Origin of the sequence: Pedobacter paludisoli (genome assembly GCF_052344095.1) — a bacterium.
Taxonomy (GTDB): domain Bacteria; phylum Bacteroidota; class Bacteroidia; order Sphingobacteriales; family Sphingobacteriaceae; genus Pedobacter.
The window spans coordinates 1,560,608-1,580,823 of the sequence record NZ_CP179926.1; the positions used below are offsets into that span (position 1 = coordinate 1,560,608).

The 20,216-nt window shown below is 39.6% G+C and carries 12 protein-coding genes; all 12 read right to left on the reverse strand.

Annotated features, from left to right (window positions below; translation table 11 throughout):
• Positions 1-6: 6 nt before the first annotated feature.
• The 12 genes from ACJVDK_RS06150 to ACJVDK_RS06205 all read right to left on the reverse strand — a co-directional run bounded on the left by ACJVDK_RS06150 (position 7) and on the right by ACJVDK_RS06205 (position 20,215).
• The gene (locus tag ACJVDK_RS06150; protein ID WP_443939406.1) at positions 7-1,596 is read right to left on the reverse strand and encodes a sodium:solute symporter family transporter; all 1,590 of its coding nucleotides are present in this window, start codon (positions 1,594-1,596) and stop codon (positions 7-9) included.
• A gap of 27 nt (positions 1,597-1,623) precedes the next feature.
• Positions 1,624-2,709: a Gfo/Idh/MocA family protein gene (locus ACJVDK_RS06155; RefSeq protein ID WP_443939407.1), complete on the reverse strand. Its 1,086-nt coding sequence runs from the start codon at positions 2,707-2,709 to the stop codon at positions 1,624-1,626.
• An 11-nt stretch (positions 2,710-2,720) separates the two neighbouring features.
• Positions 2,721-5,249, reverse strand: a complete 2,529-nt coding sequence (locus ACJVDK_RS06160; RefSeq protein WP_443939408.1) for an L-rhamnose mutarotase — start codon at positions 5,247-5,249, stop codon at positions 2,721-2,723.
• Positions 5,250-5,255: 6 nt separating this feature from the next.
• A complete protein-coding gene (locus tag ACJVDK_RS06165; RefSeq protein ID WP_443939409.1) occupies positions 5,256-6,158 on the reverse strand; it encodes a sugar phosphate isomerase/epimerase family protein in 903 nt (300 codons plus the stop codon).
• A gap of 24 nt (positions 6,159-6,182) precedes the next feature.
• On the reverse strand, positions 6,183-7,640 hold the full coding sequence (locus ACJVDK_RS06170; protein WP_443939410.1) for an alpha/beta hydrolase family protein: 1,458 nt from the start codon (positions 7,638-7,640) through the stop codon (positions 6,183-6,185).
• Between the two features lie 3 nt (positions 7,641-7,643).
• Complete coding sequence (locus ACJVDK_RS06175) at positions 7,644-8,786, reverse strand: sialidase family protein (protein ID WP_443939411.1); 1,143 nt, start codon at positions 8,784-8,786, stop codon at positions 7,644-7,646.
• A 7-nt stretch (positions 8,787-8,793) separates the two neighbouring features.
• Positions 8,794-11,526 carry a family 78 glycoside hydrolase catalytic domain gene (locus ACJVDK_RS06180; RefSeq protein WP_443939412.1) on the reverse strand — a complete coding sequence of 911 codons (2,733 nt, stop codon included), beginning with the start codon at positions 11,524-11,526 and terminating at the stop codon, positions 8,794-8,796.
• Positions 11,527-11,587: 61 nt separating this feature from the next.
• Complete coding sequence (locus tag ACJVDK_RS06185; protein ID WP_443939413.1) at positions 11,588-14,359, reverse strand: glycoside hydrolase family 2 TIM barrel-domain containing protein; 2,772 nt, start codon at positions 14,357-14,359, stop codon at positions 11,588-11,590.
• Complete coding sequence (locus tag ACJVDK_RS06190; protein WP_443939414.1) at positions 14,359-15,789, reverse strand: sialate O-acetylesterase; 1,431 nt, start codon at positions 15,787-15,789, stop codon at positions 14,359-14,361. Before ACJVDK_RS06190 ends, ACJVDK_RS06185 begins: the two co-directional genes overlap by 1 nt.
• On the reverse strand, positions 15,789-17,618 hold the full coding sequence (locus ACJVDK_RS06195; protein WP_443939415.1) for a six-hairpin glycosidase: 1,830 nt from the start codon (positions 17,616-17,618) through the stop codon (positions 15,789-15,791). Before ACJVDK_RS06195 ends, ACJVDK_RS06190 begins: the two co-directional genes overlap by 1 nt.
• A 245-nt stretch (positions 17,619-17,863) precedes the next feature.
• Positions 17,864-18,799 carry a glycoside hydrolase family 43 protein gene (locus ACJVDK_RS06200; protein ID WP_443939416.1) on the reverse strand — a complete coding sequence of 312 codons (936 nt, stop codon included), beginning with the start codon at positions 18,797-18,799 and terminating at the stop codon, positions 17,864-17,866.
• Complete coding sequence (locus tag ACJVDK_RS06205; protein ID WP_443939417.1) at positions 18,800-20,215, reverse strand: glycoside hydrolase family 140 protein; 1,416 nt, start codon at positions 20,213-20,215, stop codon at positions 18,800-18,802.
• Position 20,216 lies beyond the last annotated feature (1 nt).

Below are 20,216 nucleotides of genomic sequence, written 5' to 3' on the forward strand. Positions count from 1 at the left end.
TTTAAATTAATGTCCGTTAAAGAAAAGGTATAATATAATCATCACAATGGTTAAAGCAATCCACGAAATCCACACATTTTTGGTTGGTTTTTCAATTTCTGCCTTATCGGATGCTGTTTCTACATAAACAGTTGGTGCTGTATCGAATATCGAAATTAAAATTGCGAGCAACAATAAGCCTACAAAAATCAAGAAAGATAATATCAAATAATGTGGCCAAAAATCAAAGTCTTTAGGAGGATATATCCAGAGATAACAGACTCCAACGGCCAAACTTAAAATTGAACCTACAGAAAGGGTAAAATTAACAGCTCTTTTGGTGGTCCTTTTCCAAAAAACAGTGATTAAAAACACCACCGATAAAGGCGGAGCAATAAAGCCTAACACAGATTGAAAAACATCAAATAAATTGAGACCTTTGATGTTATCGATGGCTAAAACCATCAGAACCGCCAAAATACAGCCCACTACCACGGTCAAGCGCCCAATATTGACAATTTGCTTTTTGCTTGCATTTGGATTAATGTTCTTTACGTAAACATCCATGGTAAACACCGTGCTCAATGAGTTTAGTGAAGAGCCAATGGTACCGACCAAAACGGCAATTAAAACCACGATCACGAGTCCATTCATCCCTGGAGGAAACAAATTGGTAACCATGGTCATATAGGCTAAATCTGGTTCTTTTAAACCCGGAAAAAGCACATAACACAAAATCCCGGTAACGATAAAAAGTGGCAATGACAATATTTTTAGCCAACCGATGAAACTTACACCAAGTTGTCCCTGTTCTAAGTTTTTAGCTCCTAACACCGATTGCACCATGGATTGATCCGTACAAAAGAAAGCAACCGCAGCTACAGGATATCCCAGTAAAATGGCATACCACGGATATTTTGGGTCGCTAGCGGGCTGTATTAAATTCCAATAATGTGGAGGAGTTTTCTGATATAAGGCCGAAATTCCTCCTACTTTGTACAAGCCTAAAATTGTGAGTATTAAGGACACCACAATTAATAAAATCATTTGAAAGACGTTTACTTTGGCAATCGCTTTTAATCCTCCAAAAAAAGTAAATAACCCTGCAAAAGCCACCAACACTGTTACCGATTGCCACATGGGGATTCCTAAAATTTGACGAACCAAAAAACCACCTGCAAACAACCCCAATGACAACCAGGAAATTAATATTTTGACAAGGGCGTACCAAGCCAAAATATTTTGAGTGGAATCGCCGTAGCGCTTGCCCATGAACTCGGGCATGGTATTGACCTTCATGGCCAAGTATTTTGGTGCAAATACAATGGCCAGTAAAAACAGAAAAATAAAGGCATACCAATCGAAATTGACTGCTACAATGCCTGTTGTGTAGCCAATACTAGCAAAGGCTAACAACATAGATGGACCAACATTGGTTCCCCACATGTTAAAACCAATACTTGCCCAGCCCAAGGATTTATTGGCTAAAAACAAATTTTCATCATTTTTCTCTTTTTTAGAAAAACTGGCCCGGTACCCTATTATCATTAAAACAACAAGGTATACGACGACAATGAGGTAGTCTAAATTGGTTAATTTTTCTACTATTGAATGCATTTGGTTAGGTTTAGGTTGATTATGGTTTTAGCGTTCTAGTTCTGCTGCAGCGATTGAATATTCTTTTAAAATATCGGCAATTTTTACGGGAAAGCCGGTATCCAGCGAGCGGTCCATGGCTTGCAACAATGCGATGGTACCGATGCCTTCTTTTAAATCGGGGTAAGCGGTCGTTTGGTTATTAAGGCAATCGGCAAAATAATCGAGGTAATTTTGGTACTCTCCGGCATGATGACTTTGGCCTTCGAAACGGAAATAATGCTTTAAAGTTGAATCTCCCCAAACAATGATTTTTTCTTCGCCGGTTTTATCCGTTACCGCATACCGCAATTCATGGTAATCAGCCTGGCTAGCGCCTTCCGTGCATCGTAAAATACAGGTCATTCCGCTATCGCGACTGGCTGGCTGTGTTGGGCCAGTATAGGCTCCACTTACCCGGGCAATGCGTCCATCGCTCGCTTTGAAAATAAAGTGCATGGTATCTTGGTTCTTTAAACCTGCATTTTTCCCGTTGCTGCTCAACATACCATAGCCCATTACTTCTTCGATGTTGGGTAAATACCAACGAATAAAATCAACTGGATGACTTAAACCTCCATACAACCATTTAAACGATTGTTTTAACGACCAGCCCTTCTCCAAAAACCAACGATGGTCCGCATGGTAATGACTTTCAATGGTAATTAAATCACCGATTAAACCAGCTTCAAAATCTTTACGTTGACGCATAGCAGGTTCAAAAAAGCGTGAGCTTTGCCCTACAAAAATACTTTTACGCGTTGATTTCGCTATTTGAAGCAATTCATTGGCGTGTCCTAAATCGTCGATAAAAGGCTTGGTGCAAATGACATGTTTATGGTGTTGCAAGGCCATTTTAATGTGCTCAAAATGCAGATGGTCGGGCGTATAAATGGCAATAACATCAATTTTCTCGTTATCCAATAAATCTTGATAACGGGTGGTATAATTCTGAAAATCGAATTCCAGCGCGCGCTCTTTGCACAATTCTTCATTAGCGTCGCAGATTTGAATCAATTTAAATTTTTTACTCGATAAAGCGGCCGATATGGTACTTCTTCCTTCACCCAAGCCTAAAATGCCTAATCTTAACATGGTTTGTAATTTTATAATTCGTTTATAGGTTTAAAAAACACCCAGGTTTCACCGGGTTTCGTTCCATCAATTCCTTCTTGATACTTTTTCATTAGCGCATTCCATTCATCCACCCGAGGATTATTTTCTGTTGTTTTTGGATTTAATTTATCCAAATTTTCTCCTTTCGGGATGCTGATGATTAACATGAGCTGACGTCCATTTCTATAAATGACCAATTGCTGAAAATTGGCATTGCAAAAGCCTTTCGAAACTTCTGGCCACTTCTCAAACTGGCTTGCATGGTATTTCAAATATTCTTTTTGCAACTTATAGTCCTTGACCAAATTGGCCGATAAAATGATATTATCCCATTCCTTTACAGGCTTTTCTCCGCAATTCTTTTCACGATTAAAATCATAAAACATGTTATCGTAAAGTTTAACGGTTAGGTGCTTAAACTGCTGTTTCAATGATTTTTGAATCGTCGCAAAATTTGAAAAATTGGTGTACACCAACATGCGGTTATTCCACACATAAACAGAAGAATTTGCTAAATTATTCGCTTTCGCAAATCGACGAATTGTTGATTTTGTAGGTAATTTTTGTCCCGAAAAAATGGTTTCAATCACTACCTTTTTATTTTCTATTTGATTTACTGCTCTTGTTTGAGAAACAGGTGTATTATCTCTTAATAAATATTGATAATTTTTCTGTAAACCTGCATTATTTTTAATACTATCTGCCACCACAGGCCCATTGTTTTGCCAAACATTATCAGGTCCATTGGCGTTTTGAAGGAACTTTCCAGAGGGTGTCCAGTTGTCTTTAACCGTTAAATAAGAAGAGCCTTCATCAGTATACAAATAAAACCAATGCTCTGGTAAATGCGCATACGGTGCATGGTAAATACTGTCGATATAATTTTCTGTTATAAACGATTCTGGTTGAGCAGAAAGCGTATAAATTCCAGCCACATCGTATAAATGCTTACCATAATGATGTACTTTGTTTCTGCTTATCAGGTTATTTTTCATGGCGTTCAGCGTTTTTGTCCAACCCCAACCCACGCTAATCCCGGTGTAGGAAACATTGTTTACTTCATTGTTTAGGATTTTTATTCCACGCACGTATCCTGCTCCTATGCCCACACAGCCCCAATCTTCATTGGTTACATCGGTTATTAAATTATTTTGAATCAGATTATTACTCGAAACCTCGCGTTGGTCGGATGGATTATATGGTAGGTGTACCTCAGTTGCTTCGTCAGAAAAAACACCCATTAAAATTCCCGAACCGCCAATATCTTTAAATAAATTACCTTCGATACGGTTATTGTGTGTTCCCTTCTCATAATCGAGTGCGGTAGAAGCCATGTGTTTAAATTGGCAGGCTAAAAAATCGATGTGATTGCCGTTGCGCACAAAAACCGCTGCTGCTGGTCTTCCCACCCAGCCTTGATTTTCTAAATCTTGTTTATCAAGAGTTCCCGGAGGATCAATTTTATAGGCATCTAGCATATACATCCCAGCCTGATGAGGTACATGTCCTACTTTGGAAGGACGTAACCAGCTCGCGTGTTGAAAGGATATCCCTTTAAAAATGATGTTATGAACCGGATTATCGAGCGTTCCTTCTATTTTGAGTAGATTTTCAAGAAAGGGAGCAACGACATGGACCTGCTGCATATTTTCTCCTTCTCGCGGCCAGTAATATACTTTGTTGTTCTTTACATCTTCAAACCACTCGCCGGGTTGGTTCAAAAATTGGATGGCATTGGTTAAATAAAAAGCCGAATTTCCTGTTTTGTCCGAAATCCAAGGTGCTGGCCAAGGATGCTCCGATTGAATTCTGCTTTCGGGTTGCATGAAAGACAACTCCGCTTCATTTCCAATTACTTTTACACTTTTAACACGTAAGTTTGCAATCGCCCACCATTGTTGAATGAGCATCTCCATGCCTTTTATATGGGTAATATCGATGTTTTTAGGTAACGGAATTTTGCAGGTCTGCTTTTCCGAATTCCAGGATAAAATACGGCCCATATTGTTACCGTCTTCATTTTTCGCCCAAACTGCTTTTTTCCCATTTACCCACAACTGTCTAAAAAGAAAGCTCTGATTATCATGACTAGGTACCGTAGCTTCCCATACTTTTCCTTCAGCTGCTTTTGGTAAACCCGATACATGTGTGTTTACTCTTTTCCAATTTGAAATAACATTTCCACCACTAAAAATGACAGAAGCATTTGGAATGGCACAAATTTCCGTTGGACTCTCTGGTGTTCCGGAGTCTTCTGGATAGAGTAAAATTGCTTCTTCAAGGGTATACACGCCTCCTTCAATCCAAATCTTAATTCCATTTTGTGTTGATGCATGCTTGATTCTGCGTAGCTCGCGCGCCTTGCGTAAGGCCATCTGCAACGAATAAAGTGGTTTTTCTTTGGTGCCGGCATTACGGTCTGATCCATTTTTAGTTGAAATATAAATATCGGCAGCCAATACGTTCAGGCTAAAAAAAAGTAGGAAAAACGCTAAGAAAAGAAAAGGTATCTGCTTCATAAAATGTTATCCCGCTTGAAAAATAGATTTTAAATACGCTGTATTGGCGCCAAAATTTCCTTTTACATCGCGCGGTTTAGTCGCATCTCTTGATCGTTCTACTAAAATCCAACCGCTCCAACCCATGCTATCCAATGCCTTTTTTATCTCAGGCATGTTTACTTTCGGATCGTTTTGCAACCAAACACCATCGTCGTTTGTTCCGTGAATTTGCACAATGTATTTCTTGCCTAAAATGCGCAGTTCCTCACTCACATCGCGGCCATTTTTAAGCGCATTGGAGAAATTAAAATAGCTCCTTATGTGTTTACAATTGATATCTTTTAACAAAGTCAACTCTCCTTTTGCATCTAAAGCAGTTTCGATGCCTATGACAACATTGGCCTTTTCTGCCATTTTCCCTACCACTTTTAAACGTTCAACAATTGCCGGACGTAATTCTGGATTTTTTACTAAATCACATTGCACACCTAAAGGCAAAAAACCAACTTTTACACCCATAACTTTCATGGTATCGATACAATCCTGCAGCATTTTTTGATAGGTTGGTCGCGTGGCAAATGATTGTGCATAAAAACCGGTCATCGCTAAAGAACAAATTTCAATGTTTAACTTCTTTGCGGCATCCAAAAACTCTTGGCGGATAGCAGGGTCTGCCAGCTTATTGTCGAAGGTTTCTCTATCGCCCAAGCCACCCATATCAATTTCAAGACCATCGGCACCAATATCTTTTGTTAATTGAATTGCACCCAATTTTTGGCGTTTTAAAAGCATCAAATCGATGAGTCCAATTTTGTAGGTACTTTTCTTAGCTGCAGCTAAAACCAACTGATTTGGCAATAAAAAAGCTGTCCCCAAGAGGGCTATTTGCTGAATAAAAGTACGACGGTTGGTTGGTTGAATGTTCATGTTGTTTGTGGTTTTTTCAATCGATTACTGTTGGGTTGATGTCATTAATTTTTCCAATGCTTCTAGTCCCATGGCAGCATTTTTAGGTAATTTCTCTCCCTTTTCTCCGAAAACATACAGAGCTGTTTCCTTTTCGATGGTGCATTTACTTTCATCGTATTTACCATCAGTTCCTTTCACGGCTTGGGCATTTAGCTTAAAATTTTTCACTAAAAAATCATATAAAGCAATGCGTTTGTTGATGCCAAAATCGTGGCGTTCAGTTGGTAGATGTACGTTTTCTACTTGATTCTTTGCTCCATAATAGCCGTATATTTCTTGCAAATACGGAAAATCATGTTGTGGGGTTTCTGCTGTCCAATCGCCTCCATCAGATACAATTAATTGTGGTTTTGGTGCAAATAAAGCAGCTAATTCTACATTATCGGTTCCACCACCGCAGGCATGAATCGGCATGCCGCTTTCACATGGGCAACCTCCATAAAAGTAGGAAGACATCGCCACCACCGGAGCACTTAGCGTAATCCGGTCGTCCATCGCACTCATTAAAACCGTTTGACTTCCGGCACCAGAACCTCCGCTTATTGCGATTCGGCTTTTATCCGTTTCTTTCAAATTATATACGTAATCCAAAATGCGTATGGCCCCTAAGGTTTGAATGGTTTGTGCTAAGCTGCTGCGATGGTCTTCGTATTTAAATTGCAACATCGATTCGCCCCAAGCAAACAAATCAAAACTGTATGCCATGGCTCCCATTCGGGCAATAGTGGCACATCTTAACTGACAATCGGGACGGAAACGTTGTTTTTCCCAATGCCCATCCGGACTTAACACAACCGGAATTTTGCCTTTTGTGTGCAAAGGTTTGTACATCGAACCATTTACCCAAACACCTGGTAAAATTTCAATCGCAATGTTCTCTACTGAGTAACCATCAAAAATTCTTTTCGCGGTAATAATTGGCTTCGATTGAGGTTTTTCAGGCATTTTCCCTAAACCAACCGCTTGGTATAGTTGCGCCTTAATAACTGCTTTTCGTTGTTCAAAGCTCTCCTTATCGTGGTATTTAGTTGCCAAACTGTCGAGATAGGCCCAACCGTCTTGTACATTCCAGCGATAATATTCGTATTCTTTTAATTTATAAACCTTTTCTTTTTCCTTGTTTACTTTCATATCAAGGGGAGCCAACACATTGGTTAAGGTTTGGTCCGCCGTGGTTCTAAAACGCCAATCGGCATAATTTACCCATTTGTCTTTTACCTGTTCTGCCGTGTACTTAATTTTCACGCCAAACTTGGTTTCAACCGATTTAAGCACTTCTTCGAGCGGTTTGCGGTATTGGGTATCGGAGTTTTGCACTTGCGCATATACCGAAGAAAAACTAAGGAATAGCAGATTTAAAGCCAAAAAAAGGTTTTTGATACTCCCTTTAAGGCGATTGCTTCGCTGCTTGTATACGCTGATTTGAGTTGGCTTATTCATAGACTAGCCCTCTTCGCTTTTAGTTTCGGTAACTACCGGCGCCGTGTACCCTTTCATTTTTGGCCATACGCCATCTTTAATTTTCTTCAATTTTAATTTTGAAGGGTCAACCACCACGTGCTTAATTTTTTCTCTCCGCCAAGTATAGATGAAATGCAGCATCCCATCTTTCGTTTGAATCACAGCTGGATAAGAATATTGACTGATAGGAGAATCTTCTAAAATTAACGCTGCAGACCAATTTACACCATCCTTTGATACAGAAACATTTAATGGTGTGCGCGCTCCTTTTGCGAGCGTGCCTGGAGGCAACACATGGTTATACACCAATACTTGTCGGCCATCTTGCATGGTTACAGCATCCGTTCCAGAGTTATTATTAGGCAAACTTGTTTTGGCTAATGGCGACCATGTTTCTCCGTTATCATACGACCATGATTCAACAATGGCGCGATTGGCTGTACGTGCTAAAATTTGCAATTTTCCATTTCCATATTGCAGAATACTTGGTTGAATAGCTTTAATATCATCGCCTGCGATAGGCCCCACAGTACGCCAGGTTTTACCGTTATCTTTCGTTACTTCAAAATGAATTTTCCAACCATTTCCTTCACGACTTGATGGTGCAAATAAATTCCCATTACTTACTAAAACAGGTTTATTTTTTACAGGACCAATATTGTCATTAGGCAATTTAGTAGCCTCAGACCAAGTTTTTCCGCCATCTTTTGAGCTACGCATTAATCCCCACCATTCTGATGGTTTTGGGCCTATTTTATAAAACAAAAGTAAATCTCCACCCGGCACTTGATACAAAACCGGATTCCAGGTTGGTAAACGTGTTCCATCAGGCATTTTACCATTTGCTGCCGAAACGGGCGCCAGCCATTTACCATCCACAAATCGACTGATATAAATCTCTACATCCGGATTACGTTCTTTTGTACCACCAAAATAAGCGGCAACCAAGCCTGTTGGGGTTTCGGCTATCGTTGCCGAATGGCAAGATGGAAAAGGCGCTGTTTCGTATAAAAACTCTTGCTTTACAACACCCATTTGCCACTTTTCTACCTGTGCATTTGCCTGTATCCCAACGGCAAAAAACAGCACCAAGCTTAGTATTCCCTTTAAACTATTTCTTTTCATATCGTTTTTATTTCATATCCATTTGAAAGGTATAATCACCTGAACCAATTTCATACACGGTTCTATCGGCTTCCTCCCTCAAAAATTTAAACTTGCTCATTGCCTCCGTTTTTTCTGAAAGCGATTCTTTTCTTTTTGTTGGGAAATACACCACAGCTGTTGTGTTTGGCGGAATGGTCATTTTCCATGAGAACTTCTGCCCTGTTTTAGTCCAATTACTTTTTATAACTCCATACGCAGAGCGATAAGAGGCTTTCACATGATTCAAACCGTTTATCAGCTCAGGTTTCATAATTATTTGTTTAAAACCGGGTGTTGCTGCTTTTATCGCCGCCAGATTTTCGTAATACCAAATGAGTAAGTCGCCAAGCATCATCACATGATTTTGCGAATTCATTTTAGGATGAGCCGTATCACCATTCCATAGTTCCCAAATGGTTGTTGCTCCATTCTCGATCATATAGCCCCAACTTGGATAGGTTTTTTGTGTCGCAATGGTATAGGCCAAATCAGGTCGACCATACTTATTTAAACTCCGCATTAACCATTGAATCCCTACTAATCCGTTACTTAAATGTCCTTTATTGATAACTTCAATGGTATGTTCGATGTTTTTAAAAACCGTTTCCACCTGATTCTCCGGTACCATTCCAAAATACAACGGAATAATGTTATCGGTTAAGGCATTGTTTGCGTAATACCCTTTTCCAGTATAAAACTTCTTGTTAAAGGCTTCTTTTATATTTTTACCTAAGCTTTCATACATTTTATAATCTTCTTCCTGATTCAAAAGTTTGCTAAACTGCATCATTATCTGCGTGAAATGGTAATAATAAGCCGTTGATATTAATACCGAAGGATATTTTTTATCCGCACTTTTCCCTCTTCCTTCTTCAATAGTGGCAGGAGGCATACACCAATCGCCATAACTATCTTTGGTTAAAATGTAGTCTGCCATATAGCGGGTTTGCATATAGCTCAACCATTTTTTAATTGCGGGGTAATTGTCGGCTATAACCTTTTTATCACCCGATTGTTGGTAAATCATATTGGCGGTTAACACAATTGTTCCCGGCCAGGACATGTTATCGCTGTAATAGCGCCAAAAAGCAGGTGCTACATCTGGAATTGCCCCGTCTTCTTTCTGCGCATACCGAATATCAGCCAACCATTTGGTGTAAAGACGCGTATTATCGAACAAAAAGCTTTCACCATAGCTTACTTCCCCTCTGTCGCCCAGCCAAGGCTGACGCTCATTTCTTTGCGGACAGTCTAAAGGCATACCTTTATAGTTGCCAGAAATTCCCCACCAAGAATTTGTGAAAATCTTATTCAATAAAGCATTCGAACTTTCAAAAGTTCCAATAGTTTTGATGTTATCGTAAATGTGTTTTCCTGTAAAATCGTTGATGGAAGGCTGGTAGGTATAACCCGAGAGTTCTACAAATCTAAACCCACGATACACAAACGTTGGTTCCCAAATTTCTTCTCCTTCTCCTTTTAACGTGTATAAATCAGTACATTTTGCATCGCGTAGATTGACGGTAAAAAGCTCTCCATTTTCTTGCAAGGATTCTCCAAAACGAAGTTTAATTTGTTTTCCTTTAACGCCTTTAACCTTTATTTGCAACCAGCCAACCATGTTTTGGCCCATATCTAAAATATACCTTCCATCAGAAAGTTTTTTTATAGAAACGGGTTTTAACGTTTGCATAACCTGCATATTTTCATTCATTTGCGCTTCCAAGGTACCTGTAGGTTCTTGCACAAACTCGGCCTTTAACCATTTGCCATCATCAAAACCAACAGCATTCCAGCCTTTCATTTCTTTGTTGGCGTCATATTCTTCACCATCATATTCATTGTTGGCACGAATAGGCCCATCGGCTGTTCCTTTCCAAGAATCGTCGGTATCAATATTCGCCGTTGAACCATCATTATACACAAGCTGGAGATTGGCCAACAGCTTTGGAAAGCCAAATGTTTTAATTTTATAGGGCTTACTGTGTTGACGCATCGCGAAAAACCTACCATTCCCCAAAACTGCTCCAATCGCGTTTTTACCCGTTTTTACATAGGACGTTACATCATAGGTGTTGTACTTTACATTTTGGGTATAATCGGTAGCGCTTGGCGATAACACATCGTTTCCCACCTTTTTACCGTTGATGAATAACTCATACAAACCTAATCCGGCAATAGAAACGGTCGCATACTTAATTTCCTTGCTCGATTGAAATTCTTTACGGTAATACCGGGCAGATAAGCGCGAATCCGTGGTCATATTATCCCAAGGAAAAGCACGATCAAAGCCAATCCATCCCTTAGGCCAATCTTTATAATTTAACAAGCCCATGCTAAAGAAATTGTTTTCAGACCAAGCACTTTCGCCCACATTGGTCCAAACTTTTACCTTCCAAAAGCAGTGCATCCGGCTTTTCAGTTCTTTTCCAGCGTAGCTAATCAAAATGGATTTGTCCGCATCAATTTTCCCCGAATCCCATAAATCTCCCTCATTATTTTTTAATTTATCGGCAGATGAAGCCACTAAAATATGATAAGCCGTTTGCAGCACATTGCGTTTATCGGATACCATATTCCAAGCAAAGCGAGGGTTTACGATATCAATCCCCATTGGATTAACCAAAGTTTCGCAAGTGGTATTTTTTACCGCTACCTGCGCCACAAGCTGTTGCATGTAGAGTATACAAAAGCCAATAATCAATAGATACTGTTTCATTAGCTGTTTTTTTTTACAAATCTCATAGGTTTTAAAAACCTATGAGATTTAAAATTTTAAATTATTTGCCCGAAAAATCAAAATACAGAGTCATGTTTAAGGCTCTGCTTGGTTCTTTTTCAAAATCGTAAAATACGTGTTTCATCCCCATTGGGCCGGTTGTTTCTGGTTTTTGTGTTTTCGTCCCGATAGGTGATATACCGTTCATAAATGAAATATCTCCGCTTGGAAACATTGCATTGTAATTTTGCCACTCGGTATCTTTTTGTTTTTTCGGCGTAAACAAACGTAAAAACACATCTTCACGGTCGGTTACCACCTTAAATTCTTGACTTTTCCCAATCACTTTGCACCAGTACAAATTCGAATAATAGCCCTTAAACTCAGGGTATTCAAAAGGTGCTTCTCCCGTTTCGGATGTGTTGTAGTCCTTTTTCCAGATTCCAAATTGATTTCCTTTCATGCGGTTTTTCCACACACGGTACGGCCCATTTCCTTTGTATTCAACGCCTTTTATTTCACTTTCAGGATACGAAAAATTGACGCCCACAAAATTGGTAAAGTACGCCGATGGAAAATAATCTACCTGCATTTTTAGCCAACCCGATGCATAGATTACCCATTTTAACGTATTATAGCTTTCTTTCTTATCAAATTTAGAGGTAATTACCACGCTATCACCCATTTGGGTAAGACTAAAATTCTTGAAATTGTTTGCTCCTTCTTGCAAAATTGGTCCATTGCCAAACGGGATTACACCTTTCGCGTTTTGTACGCTTAGCAACATTCCGGTAGTTTTATGAAAGCGTAACTGAATGTTATTTGCAGACACTTGGTAGGTAGAGTCCAATTCTTGAACGTCTACTTTTGCTGTACCTTTCTTCGACACTATTTTTGCAGCTTCTGCTTTCGGTAATGTAATTGGATAACTCCAGGTAAAAATTTCTTTGCCATCGGGCGATAATGCTGTCAAATACAATACATCATAACTTGACCAGCCTTTAGGAAGATTAATTCTAAGTGTTCCTTTTTCAAAAGGTTTAATGGACGATGAAAGCGCCGTTCCAGTTATACTTTTGGCTTTACCTGAATTTAATTCCTGTAGTTTCCAGTTAAATTTACATTGATTTAGATTGGTAAAATTATACCGATTTTCTAGTTGAAAAACGCCATCAAAAGCAGGTGTAATTTCTCTTTTCTCGATAAAAACAGGACTCCAAACTTCTTTGATGGTATAAAAACTCCCTTCTTTCTCATGATTAGGCCCCAAGGCTCCATCGGGAGCTTGATTACCGTTTACATCAATTTCGCCATTTTTATCGGTGCGCACCACCCCTTCATCGGCAAAATTCCACAGAAAACCACCAGCAGATTGTGGATTATTCCACATCGCTTTCCAATAATCTTCCAAACCGGCACCTTGACCGCCATCGTACATTCCATGCAAGAACTCCGTTGGCATTAAAATATTGTGCCCATAATCGTATATCCCTATTCCGTAATTGTAATCGCGGTAATGGGTTGTTTCAAATCCACCAAAAATTTCCCATGGATGAATGACTGGACGTTTTTGAATATCTTCCTGATGAAATAAAGGGTCTAACGCGCGGTTATGTCCACCTTCATTTCCATTTGCCCAAAATACGATTGACGGATGATTTTCATCGTGCTGCATCATCTCTTTTAGCAATTTACTGCCGGTTGGGGTGTTATAATACCCATGCCAGCCTGCTAATTCATCCATTACAAATAAACCCAACGAATCGCAAACCGCTAAAAAATGACCATCTGGAGGATAATGCGACATACGTACGGCATTCATGTTCATTTCTTTCATGAGCAAAACATCGGCAATGCTAATTTCTTTACTGGTGGTTCGTCCTGATGAGGGATAAAAAGAGTGTCGATTGGTTCCTTTGAATTTCATCTTGGTTCCGTTCACATACACGCCATCACGTTCTCGAACGTCAACCGTCCGAAATCCAATTTTTTGGCGAATGGTGTGACTTATTTTTCCATTCTTTATCAACGAAAAGGTAGCTGTATACAAATTAGGGAATTCGCTTGACCACAGCTTAGGATTAGAAAAAAGCTGTTTTAACCAAACCGTATTATTCCCCTTTTGCGCGTTGACACTTATTTTTGAGCCGAAAGCTTGACCATTCTGGCTACTTAATTGAACTTCTACTTTATCGGCACCGCCGGCAAAGGTAACCTTAGCCGCAAACTGACCGTTTGCCTTTGCATCTATTTGAACACGATCTAAATGATTCAGCGGTAAAGCTTCCAAATAAACGGGACGAAAAATCCCCCCAAAAATCCAAAAATCGGCCTTTCTTTCTGCTTCATTTACCGATTGATTAGCCGAATGTTTTGAAACCTTTACTTCCAATAAATTTTCCTCTCCGTATTTCAATAACCTAGAAATATCGTATTTAAATACATAAAAAGCCCCTTGATGAACTTCACCAGCCAATTGACCGTTAATTTTCACTTCGGTATCGGTCATTGAGCCTTCAAAAACAATGTTTACTTGTTTGTTTTTCAAGTTCTGCGGAACAAGAAAGGTATGTTTGTATAAGCCTTCTTCCTTTCCACGGATGCTGTCTTTTGCAAAACCGTAATCGTACTTTCCAAAACCTTGCAATTCCCAATTTGAGGGTACAGCAATGCTGCTCCATTTTCCGCTATTCATCCCTTTGGTGCAGAAAAAATCCCATTTTACTGTATGATTATTTCCCGTTCCGGATAGATATATTTTTTGTGTTTGTTGCGCTTTTGATGCATGAAACAGCAATAATAAACCAATGAAAGCACAAATCTTTTTCGTCATTACTTGATATTAAATTGACTGGTTAATGGGTTATTCGTTCTAAATGGCATGGCCGGTAAACCATTGCTATAAAAAAATGTAGTCGGATATTCGGTCCAATTAAAGCGAACTCTTGCTGCTTTTGTTATTTCTTTTGATGAAACAATTACCTTCTTTCCTTCCACTTTAGCATCTGCTGGATAATATTTTCCATCTGCTCCTGCTATTTCAAAACCTTGAATGGGTTCTTTACTTCCTTCTAAATAATCGAATACCAATTCCGCATGTGCATCTTTAAACGTTACTGATTGGTACATTGCACCTGAAAAAGGAATCTTTTTGCCATAGGTCTTAGCCAATGCCCAAAGCGATAAACGTCTTCCCACCTCCCATTTATACGTTGGGTGCAAATCTTCATTGCTATCCGTTAAATCGGTGGTTATCACCATTCCCGTATTTGGTAAACGCATTAATTGCGCTTGTGCTTCCCAAAAAGCAGGTTCTGTATCCGCAGTTAAAGCTACTTTTCCTTTCTCTTTTGAATACCTGAATGGGGCAATTTGCACATAATAAAATGGCAAATTTTCTTCCTTCCAAGCCTTGCGCCAACTGGTAATTAAGGTTTTTAGTTTATAGGTATAACTGATATTTTCATTCAAGAAACAATTGGTTTCGCCTTGATACCACAGTATACCACGAATTTTAAAGCTGGTTAAAGGTTCAATCATGGGCGTATAAAATTTACCCGGGTCATTTCCAACTTTCTGATTGTTAAAATAAGCTTCCTGGCTAAATGCTTGTGGTGCTATCCAAGGTTCGATGGCACTTCCGCTAACCGCCGAACAAATTACCCCAACCGGAACACCCAATTTTTGTTGCAATTCCTTTGCAAAGAAATAACCTGCTACTGAAAAGGCACGCAATGCTGAATCTTGTGCTACGCTCCAACTTTTATGCACCGAATCTGGCTTGCCCAACGTTTTTCGGTTCACCAAAAAAATGCGGATATTGTCGTTCTTCGCTTCTGCTACGGCATTCTTTGGAAAGCCCATTTTTTCATTCTTTGGTGTGGGTATTTTAATCAGCTTGCGCATTTCGTATACCATGTTCGATTGACCGGAACACAACCATACTTCGCCTACCAACACATTTTCTAAAACAACGGTATTACTTCCTGAAATAATCATTCTTTGAGGCTTAGAAGTGGCCTTCATTGCGCTAAAAATCACTTTCCATACTCCGTTTTTATCCGCCAAAGTCGTTTTCGATTGATTCGCAAAGCGTACACTGACCTGTTCATCTACCGCACCATATCCCCAAATGGTGATTTCCTTATCGCGTTGTAAAACCATGTTGCTGGATAAAATTTGGGGCAACAATATTTTCGCTGATGAGGAGAATCCTATCAGTAAAACAGTTATAAAAACCGTATATGGAATAAATTTCTTCATTAAAACTTCGCTGTTTTAAGGTATTTGATAGCATATGCAGCTTCTTTTTCAGATTCTCCTGCATTTTTTAAATCGTAATATTGGTCGGCAGGGGTATCCACATCCGGAAAGCGACGTACATCGCCCGTGCGAAAAACAATGCGCGACACTTCGGCAACTGGCACAAACGACAAGCTGGTTAGCACCTCTTTTCCGTTAACCGTCAACGTATAAAAGCGGTTGGCGGTGTTTAGCTTTATCTGAATATCGTAATTTTCATTTGCCTGATATTTCATGAAATTCTTGTAGCGTGCGCCCGCTTTTGCGGTAATGGTACCCGTTGTATCGAACGTTAAACGAACCGCAGCGGTTCCTTTTGTATCTTGCAATTCAATTTCTAATAATCCGTGTTTATCCTGTTTAGGACTTACCGAAAAAGAAACCACAGCCTTTGTAGAAGCAGGAAATAAACGTTCCGCCTTTGCGTAATCAAAAGGGTCTTTATCGCGCAACACCAAAGCTGCGTTTTCCATTTTTACAGGAGCCCAAAGCGGACTGTAAATGTTCCAAAAATCCAATGCTTTTGCTGCCGGAATTTTACTAAAATCTTCGTTCACAGGATTCAACTCGGCATCTTTTACGGGTAAAGGAATTGATGAAATCCAAATATCTTCTTTGTTCATGCTGTAGGTTACCCACAATTTTCCATCTTTTGGTTTTCCGTTTCCTTCAATAATTCCACGAACATATTGAGGTCCATACGATTTGTAATTCCCACCGTAGCGCATAGGCGAAATTTCGCCGTTTACCAATAAAAGATTGGTGTATTCCAGTCCGTTTTCGCTAGTTGAGATTGCCAAAGGCCATCTGTATTCGGATGGATTGTAAACCGTTGCGTATTTCCCATCCGCCGTTCGTTGTCCCCAAATTTTAGCATTACTATTTACAAAGCCTGGTGCACGCGTAGCATTTTCAGGCCAAGTCTGGCCTTCATTGTTGCTAATGGCTGTAAGGGCATTTTTCCAAAGTCCTACTACCCTTCCATCTGGTAAATGATAATAACTAAATGCTTTGTATTGTTTTTGCAACGTGATTAAAGGATCCTTTCTATCCGCTTCTTCATTCCATTGTTGCGTCATTAACTTATTCGATAACAACTCTTTACACGCTTCTACAAAAGCCTTATTTTTACTTTTAGTGTAGTAGGGATATTTCGTATTGCTTTCAGACCATTTAGGATTGTAATGGATGAAATAAATGGGGCCATAAGCACCATTTGGCAAAATTTCGCGCACCACCCGACCAATTCCATTACCGTCATTTGGGTCATCTTTTTCATCTAAACAAATGCCATAAAAGCCCAAGGCCAAAAACACATTCTTTTTAGAAACGTAAAAGCCCATGCGCTGGTGCATCACCGCATCCAAATCAGTTGCTACGCCTTCGTGACCTTCTTTTTTCGTGCCATTCGGTATGCGATAAATGGGAAAAATTACTTCCGGTTTCGTCCATGTGTATCCGTCGTTAGACGATTGCAAAAGCGTTTGACCAGGAGGCACGCTCTCACTCACTTTATCGCTCAAGTATTCGATGTAAAATTTATTATTCCAATAGGCCAGCATGGGCGCATGATTGTAAGTAAAGCCAAATCCTTCCGCTAAATCGGGATGTTCGCGATTTGCTCTGAAAGTTTGCATGCTGTGTACGCCCAACACCGGTGCCAATTGCCCGTGATGATAATCGGCATTTACCAATGTTTTTCCTGTATAACGCACCGTATCTTGCGCCTGCACATGTGTTGCGCTGGCGATACTGAAAATGGTTAAACAGAGTTTTTTTATTGTATTCATTTTTTTGCTTAATTGCTAAATTGCTGATTGAGCTTGGGGCTATAGAACTTTTTAAGAGTGAATCCGTCATTGCAAAACTGGATTTGAGCGAGTTGAAGCACTCTAATTTCTCTTGTGAGATTGCTTCGTTCCTCGCAATGACGATGTTTTCAAGGTTTTACTTTAAATCTTTGTTCTTTTAACCTTATGCCCAATACTTTTCACTACTTACCACTCACTATTCACCACTCACTATTCACTACTCGCTACTTAATACTCCTTAGCTCCTCCACTACCTTCCTATTTACTTTTATAATAGTTCCGTGTTTATGTCCTTCTGGAACCGTTATTTCATTTGATATATTCACAAAACTTTTAAAATCGTGTGTCTTAATTGCTGAATAGTTTTTTTGACCGTAGGCATCGAAATAGATTAACCAATCCTTCCCTTTTTTCACAACCGTTGGGCCTTCCGTTAGCTTATCGGTAAAAGGCTCTGAAACGTGACTATAAGGTCCTAATGCGTTATCCGCATGTGCAATTTTTAAGTTTCGATTGGGACGTGTATTATCTTTCAATACCAACACATAATCTTTTGCATTTCGTTTTACGATTACCGCATCAATTACACTAAAACCTGGGTCTAAAAATAGTTTTGGTTGCGAGAATATTTTAAAATCAGTTGTGGTAACCGAATACATGCGGTGATTGTTGTTTTCTTCTTCCTCTCCTTTTGGAAAACGAGAGGGAATGGTGGAGGCCCAAATAATAACAAATTGGGCTTTCGCCTCGTCGTAAAAAATTTCAGGTGCCCAAACATTCACGGTAGTGGGTTCATTTTTCATCACCTCAATAAATTGTTGTTCACTCCAATGAATTAAATCCTTTGAGCTCGCATAGCCAAAGCCTTTATCACCTCGCCAACTGCTGGTCCAAACCAAATGAAAAGTTCCATCGGGCCCTTGTGCAATAGAAGGGTCGCGTAAGATTTTCTGATTGCCAATTTCCGGTTTCAATAACACCCGATTCAAATCGGTCCAATGCATAGCATCGTAACTGTACAACATTCTTAAACCATCGGTTGCTGGCTCATGAAAAGAGGTAAAAATATAGGCTTTCTTTGAGCAAGAAGTTAATCCTGTGAAAAAGAAGCAGCCTAAAACTAAACGAAATAATGCCCTATTTTTTATCCTCACCAGCATCTATAATGAATCTAAAATTAATACCCAATCGTTCCCATTTTCTTCGTTTCCTGGAGGATCAAATGTATGTGTACCCGAATTATCGATTTCTCCAATTTCGGCAGTTTTGCCTGTACGCGGATCAAACCAAGAAGCTTTTACTTTGCTACCCGCAATTTTACCCATATTCAAGTCCATGTTTCTACCGGTATAGGTGTAAATCATGGCATATTTATCGCCACGGGTGGCTATTAAATAATTGTAATGCTCGCCGTTTTTACCTGCAATAATAGATTGATCGGGTACACGGTCAAAATACGATCGCGACAGCATTAAATCTTTTAAATATTTCATTTGTAATGCACCTGGAGCCTCTAAAGCTACATTCCATTCGTCATGCGGACCATAAGCTGGGCTTTTATCCGTTTTCTTGTACATCTGCATCACCGAATTATGTCCGTAGGTATAGCCAAAAGCTCCGGCAAATACCGACCAATAGCCGTATCTGCGTACATCTCTTGCTTGCCAACGCGGTTGTTTGGTATCGTGTAATCCTTGCGGAATATCTTCGTAAGAAGGTTCGCCATCAATGGTTGGTTTTGGCGGTTCAATTTTATAATCGTCGGCAATGTATTTCCAATTATCTTCTCCAAAATGCCATTTTTCATTCTTCGAAGTATCTTGCTCATATCGGCGGTGCCCCGATTGTATCATGTTAAAATCCATCCATTTTTCTTTCGAAAACCATTCAGAAGATCTCGTTCTTCCTCTTGGATGAAAGGTTATTAAATGGTTAGGGTCGTTTGCACGAAGCGTCTCCCCAATGGCTTTCCATACGGCCATTTTTTCGCTACCTCTAATATCGCCGCCATTTAGCCAAATGATGTTCCACTTGCTTTTATATCTTTTTCCTAGAAACTCAGCATACTTTTTTGCCTGCTCTTCGTTTACTTTCTTTTCCTTCACATTGGTACCCCAAACCGGCACCAAAGCCATGTAAATTCCGCGTTTAGCAGCTTCATCTACCACATAATCTACGTGATCCCAATAATCGTATTCTAATTCATTTGCAACATTATTGCCTTCGGTAACAGCTGGCTGCCCTACATTGGCCCGCACCACCGACGAATCTGCATAGACATTTCGCGATGGAACACTGTGTAACAACATGGCCTGTACCACATTAAAACCTTGTGCTTTTCGTTTATCCAAATAGCTAATAGCTTCTTCGCGTGTTAAGCGATTCAACAATAACCAACCGGTATCGCCTAGCCAAAAAAATGGTTTTCCATCTCCAGTTTCTAAAAATCGGCCATTTTCTGAAACAACCAAGCTCTTTTCTGCAAAAGGCAAAGCTTTCTTTTCTGTCGATTTACAAGCAAAAGCGAATACGCAAATACTTAAAAACAAATAGGCTTTAAAGGAGTTCAATTTCATC

What these genes read in the sequence shown, in the direction of transcription:
- ACJVDK_RS06150 (WP_443939406.1), bottom strand. Translation starts at nt 1,596, where the DNA reads ATGCATTCAATAGTAGAAAAATTAACCAATTTAGACTACCTCATTGTC.
- ACJVDK_RS06155 (WP_443939407.1), bottom strand. Translation starts at nt 2,709, where the DNA reads ATGTTAAGATTAGGCATTTTAGGCTTGGGTGAAGGAAGAAGTACCATA.
- ACJVDK_RS06160 (WP_443939408.1), bottom strand. Translation starts at nt 5,249, where the DNA reads ATGAAGCAGATACCTTTTCTTTTCTTAGCGTTTTTCCTACTTTTTTTT.
- ACJVDK_RS06165 (WP_443939409.1), bottom strand. Translation starts at nt 6,158, where the DNA reads ATGAACATTCAACCAACCAACCGTCGTACTTTTATTCAGCAAATAGCC.
- ACJVDK_RS06170 (WP_443939410.1), bottom strand. Translation starts at nt 7,640, where the DNA reads ATGAATAAGCCAACTCAAATCAGCGTATACAAGCAGCGAAGCAATCGC.
- ACJVDK_RS06175 (WP_443939411.1), bottom strand. Translation starts at nt 8,786, where the DNA reads ATGAAAAGAAATAGTTTAAAGGGAATACTAAGCTTGGTGCTGTTTTTT.
- ACJVDK_RS06180 (WP_443939412.1), bottom strand. Translation starts at nt 11,526, where the DNA reads ATGAAACAGTATCTATTGATTATTGGCTTTTGTATACTCTACATGCAA.
- ACJVDK_RS06185 (WP_443939413.1), bottom strand. Translation starts at nt 14,359, where the DNA reads ATGACGAAAAAGATTTGTGCTTTCATTGGTTTATTATTGCTGTTTCAT.
- ACJVDK_RS06190 (WP_443939414.1), bottom strand. Translation starts at nt 15,789, where the DNA reads ATGAAGAAATTTATTCCATATACGGTTTTTATAACTGTTTTACTGATA.
- ACJVDK_RS06195 (WP_443939415.1), bottom strand. Translation starts at nt 17,618, where the DNA reads ATGAATACAATAAAAAAACTCTGTTTAACCATTTTCAGTATCGCCAGC.
- ACJVDK_RS06200 (WP_443939416.1), bottom strand. Translation starts at nt 18,799, where the DNA reads ATGCTGGTGAGGATAAAAAATAGGGCATTATTTCGTTTAGTTTTAGGC.
- ACJVDK_RS06205 (WP_443939417.1), bottom strand. Translation starts at nt 20,215, where the DNA reads ATGAAATTGAACTCCTTTAAAGCCTATTTGTTTTTAAGTATTTGCGTA.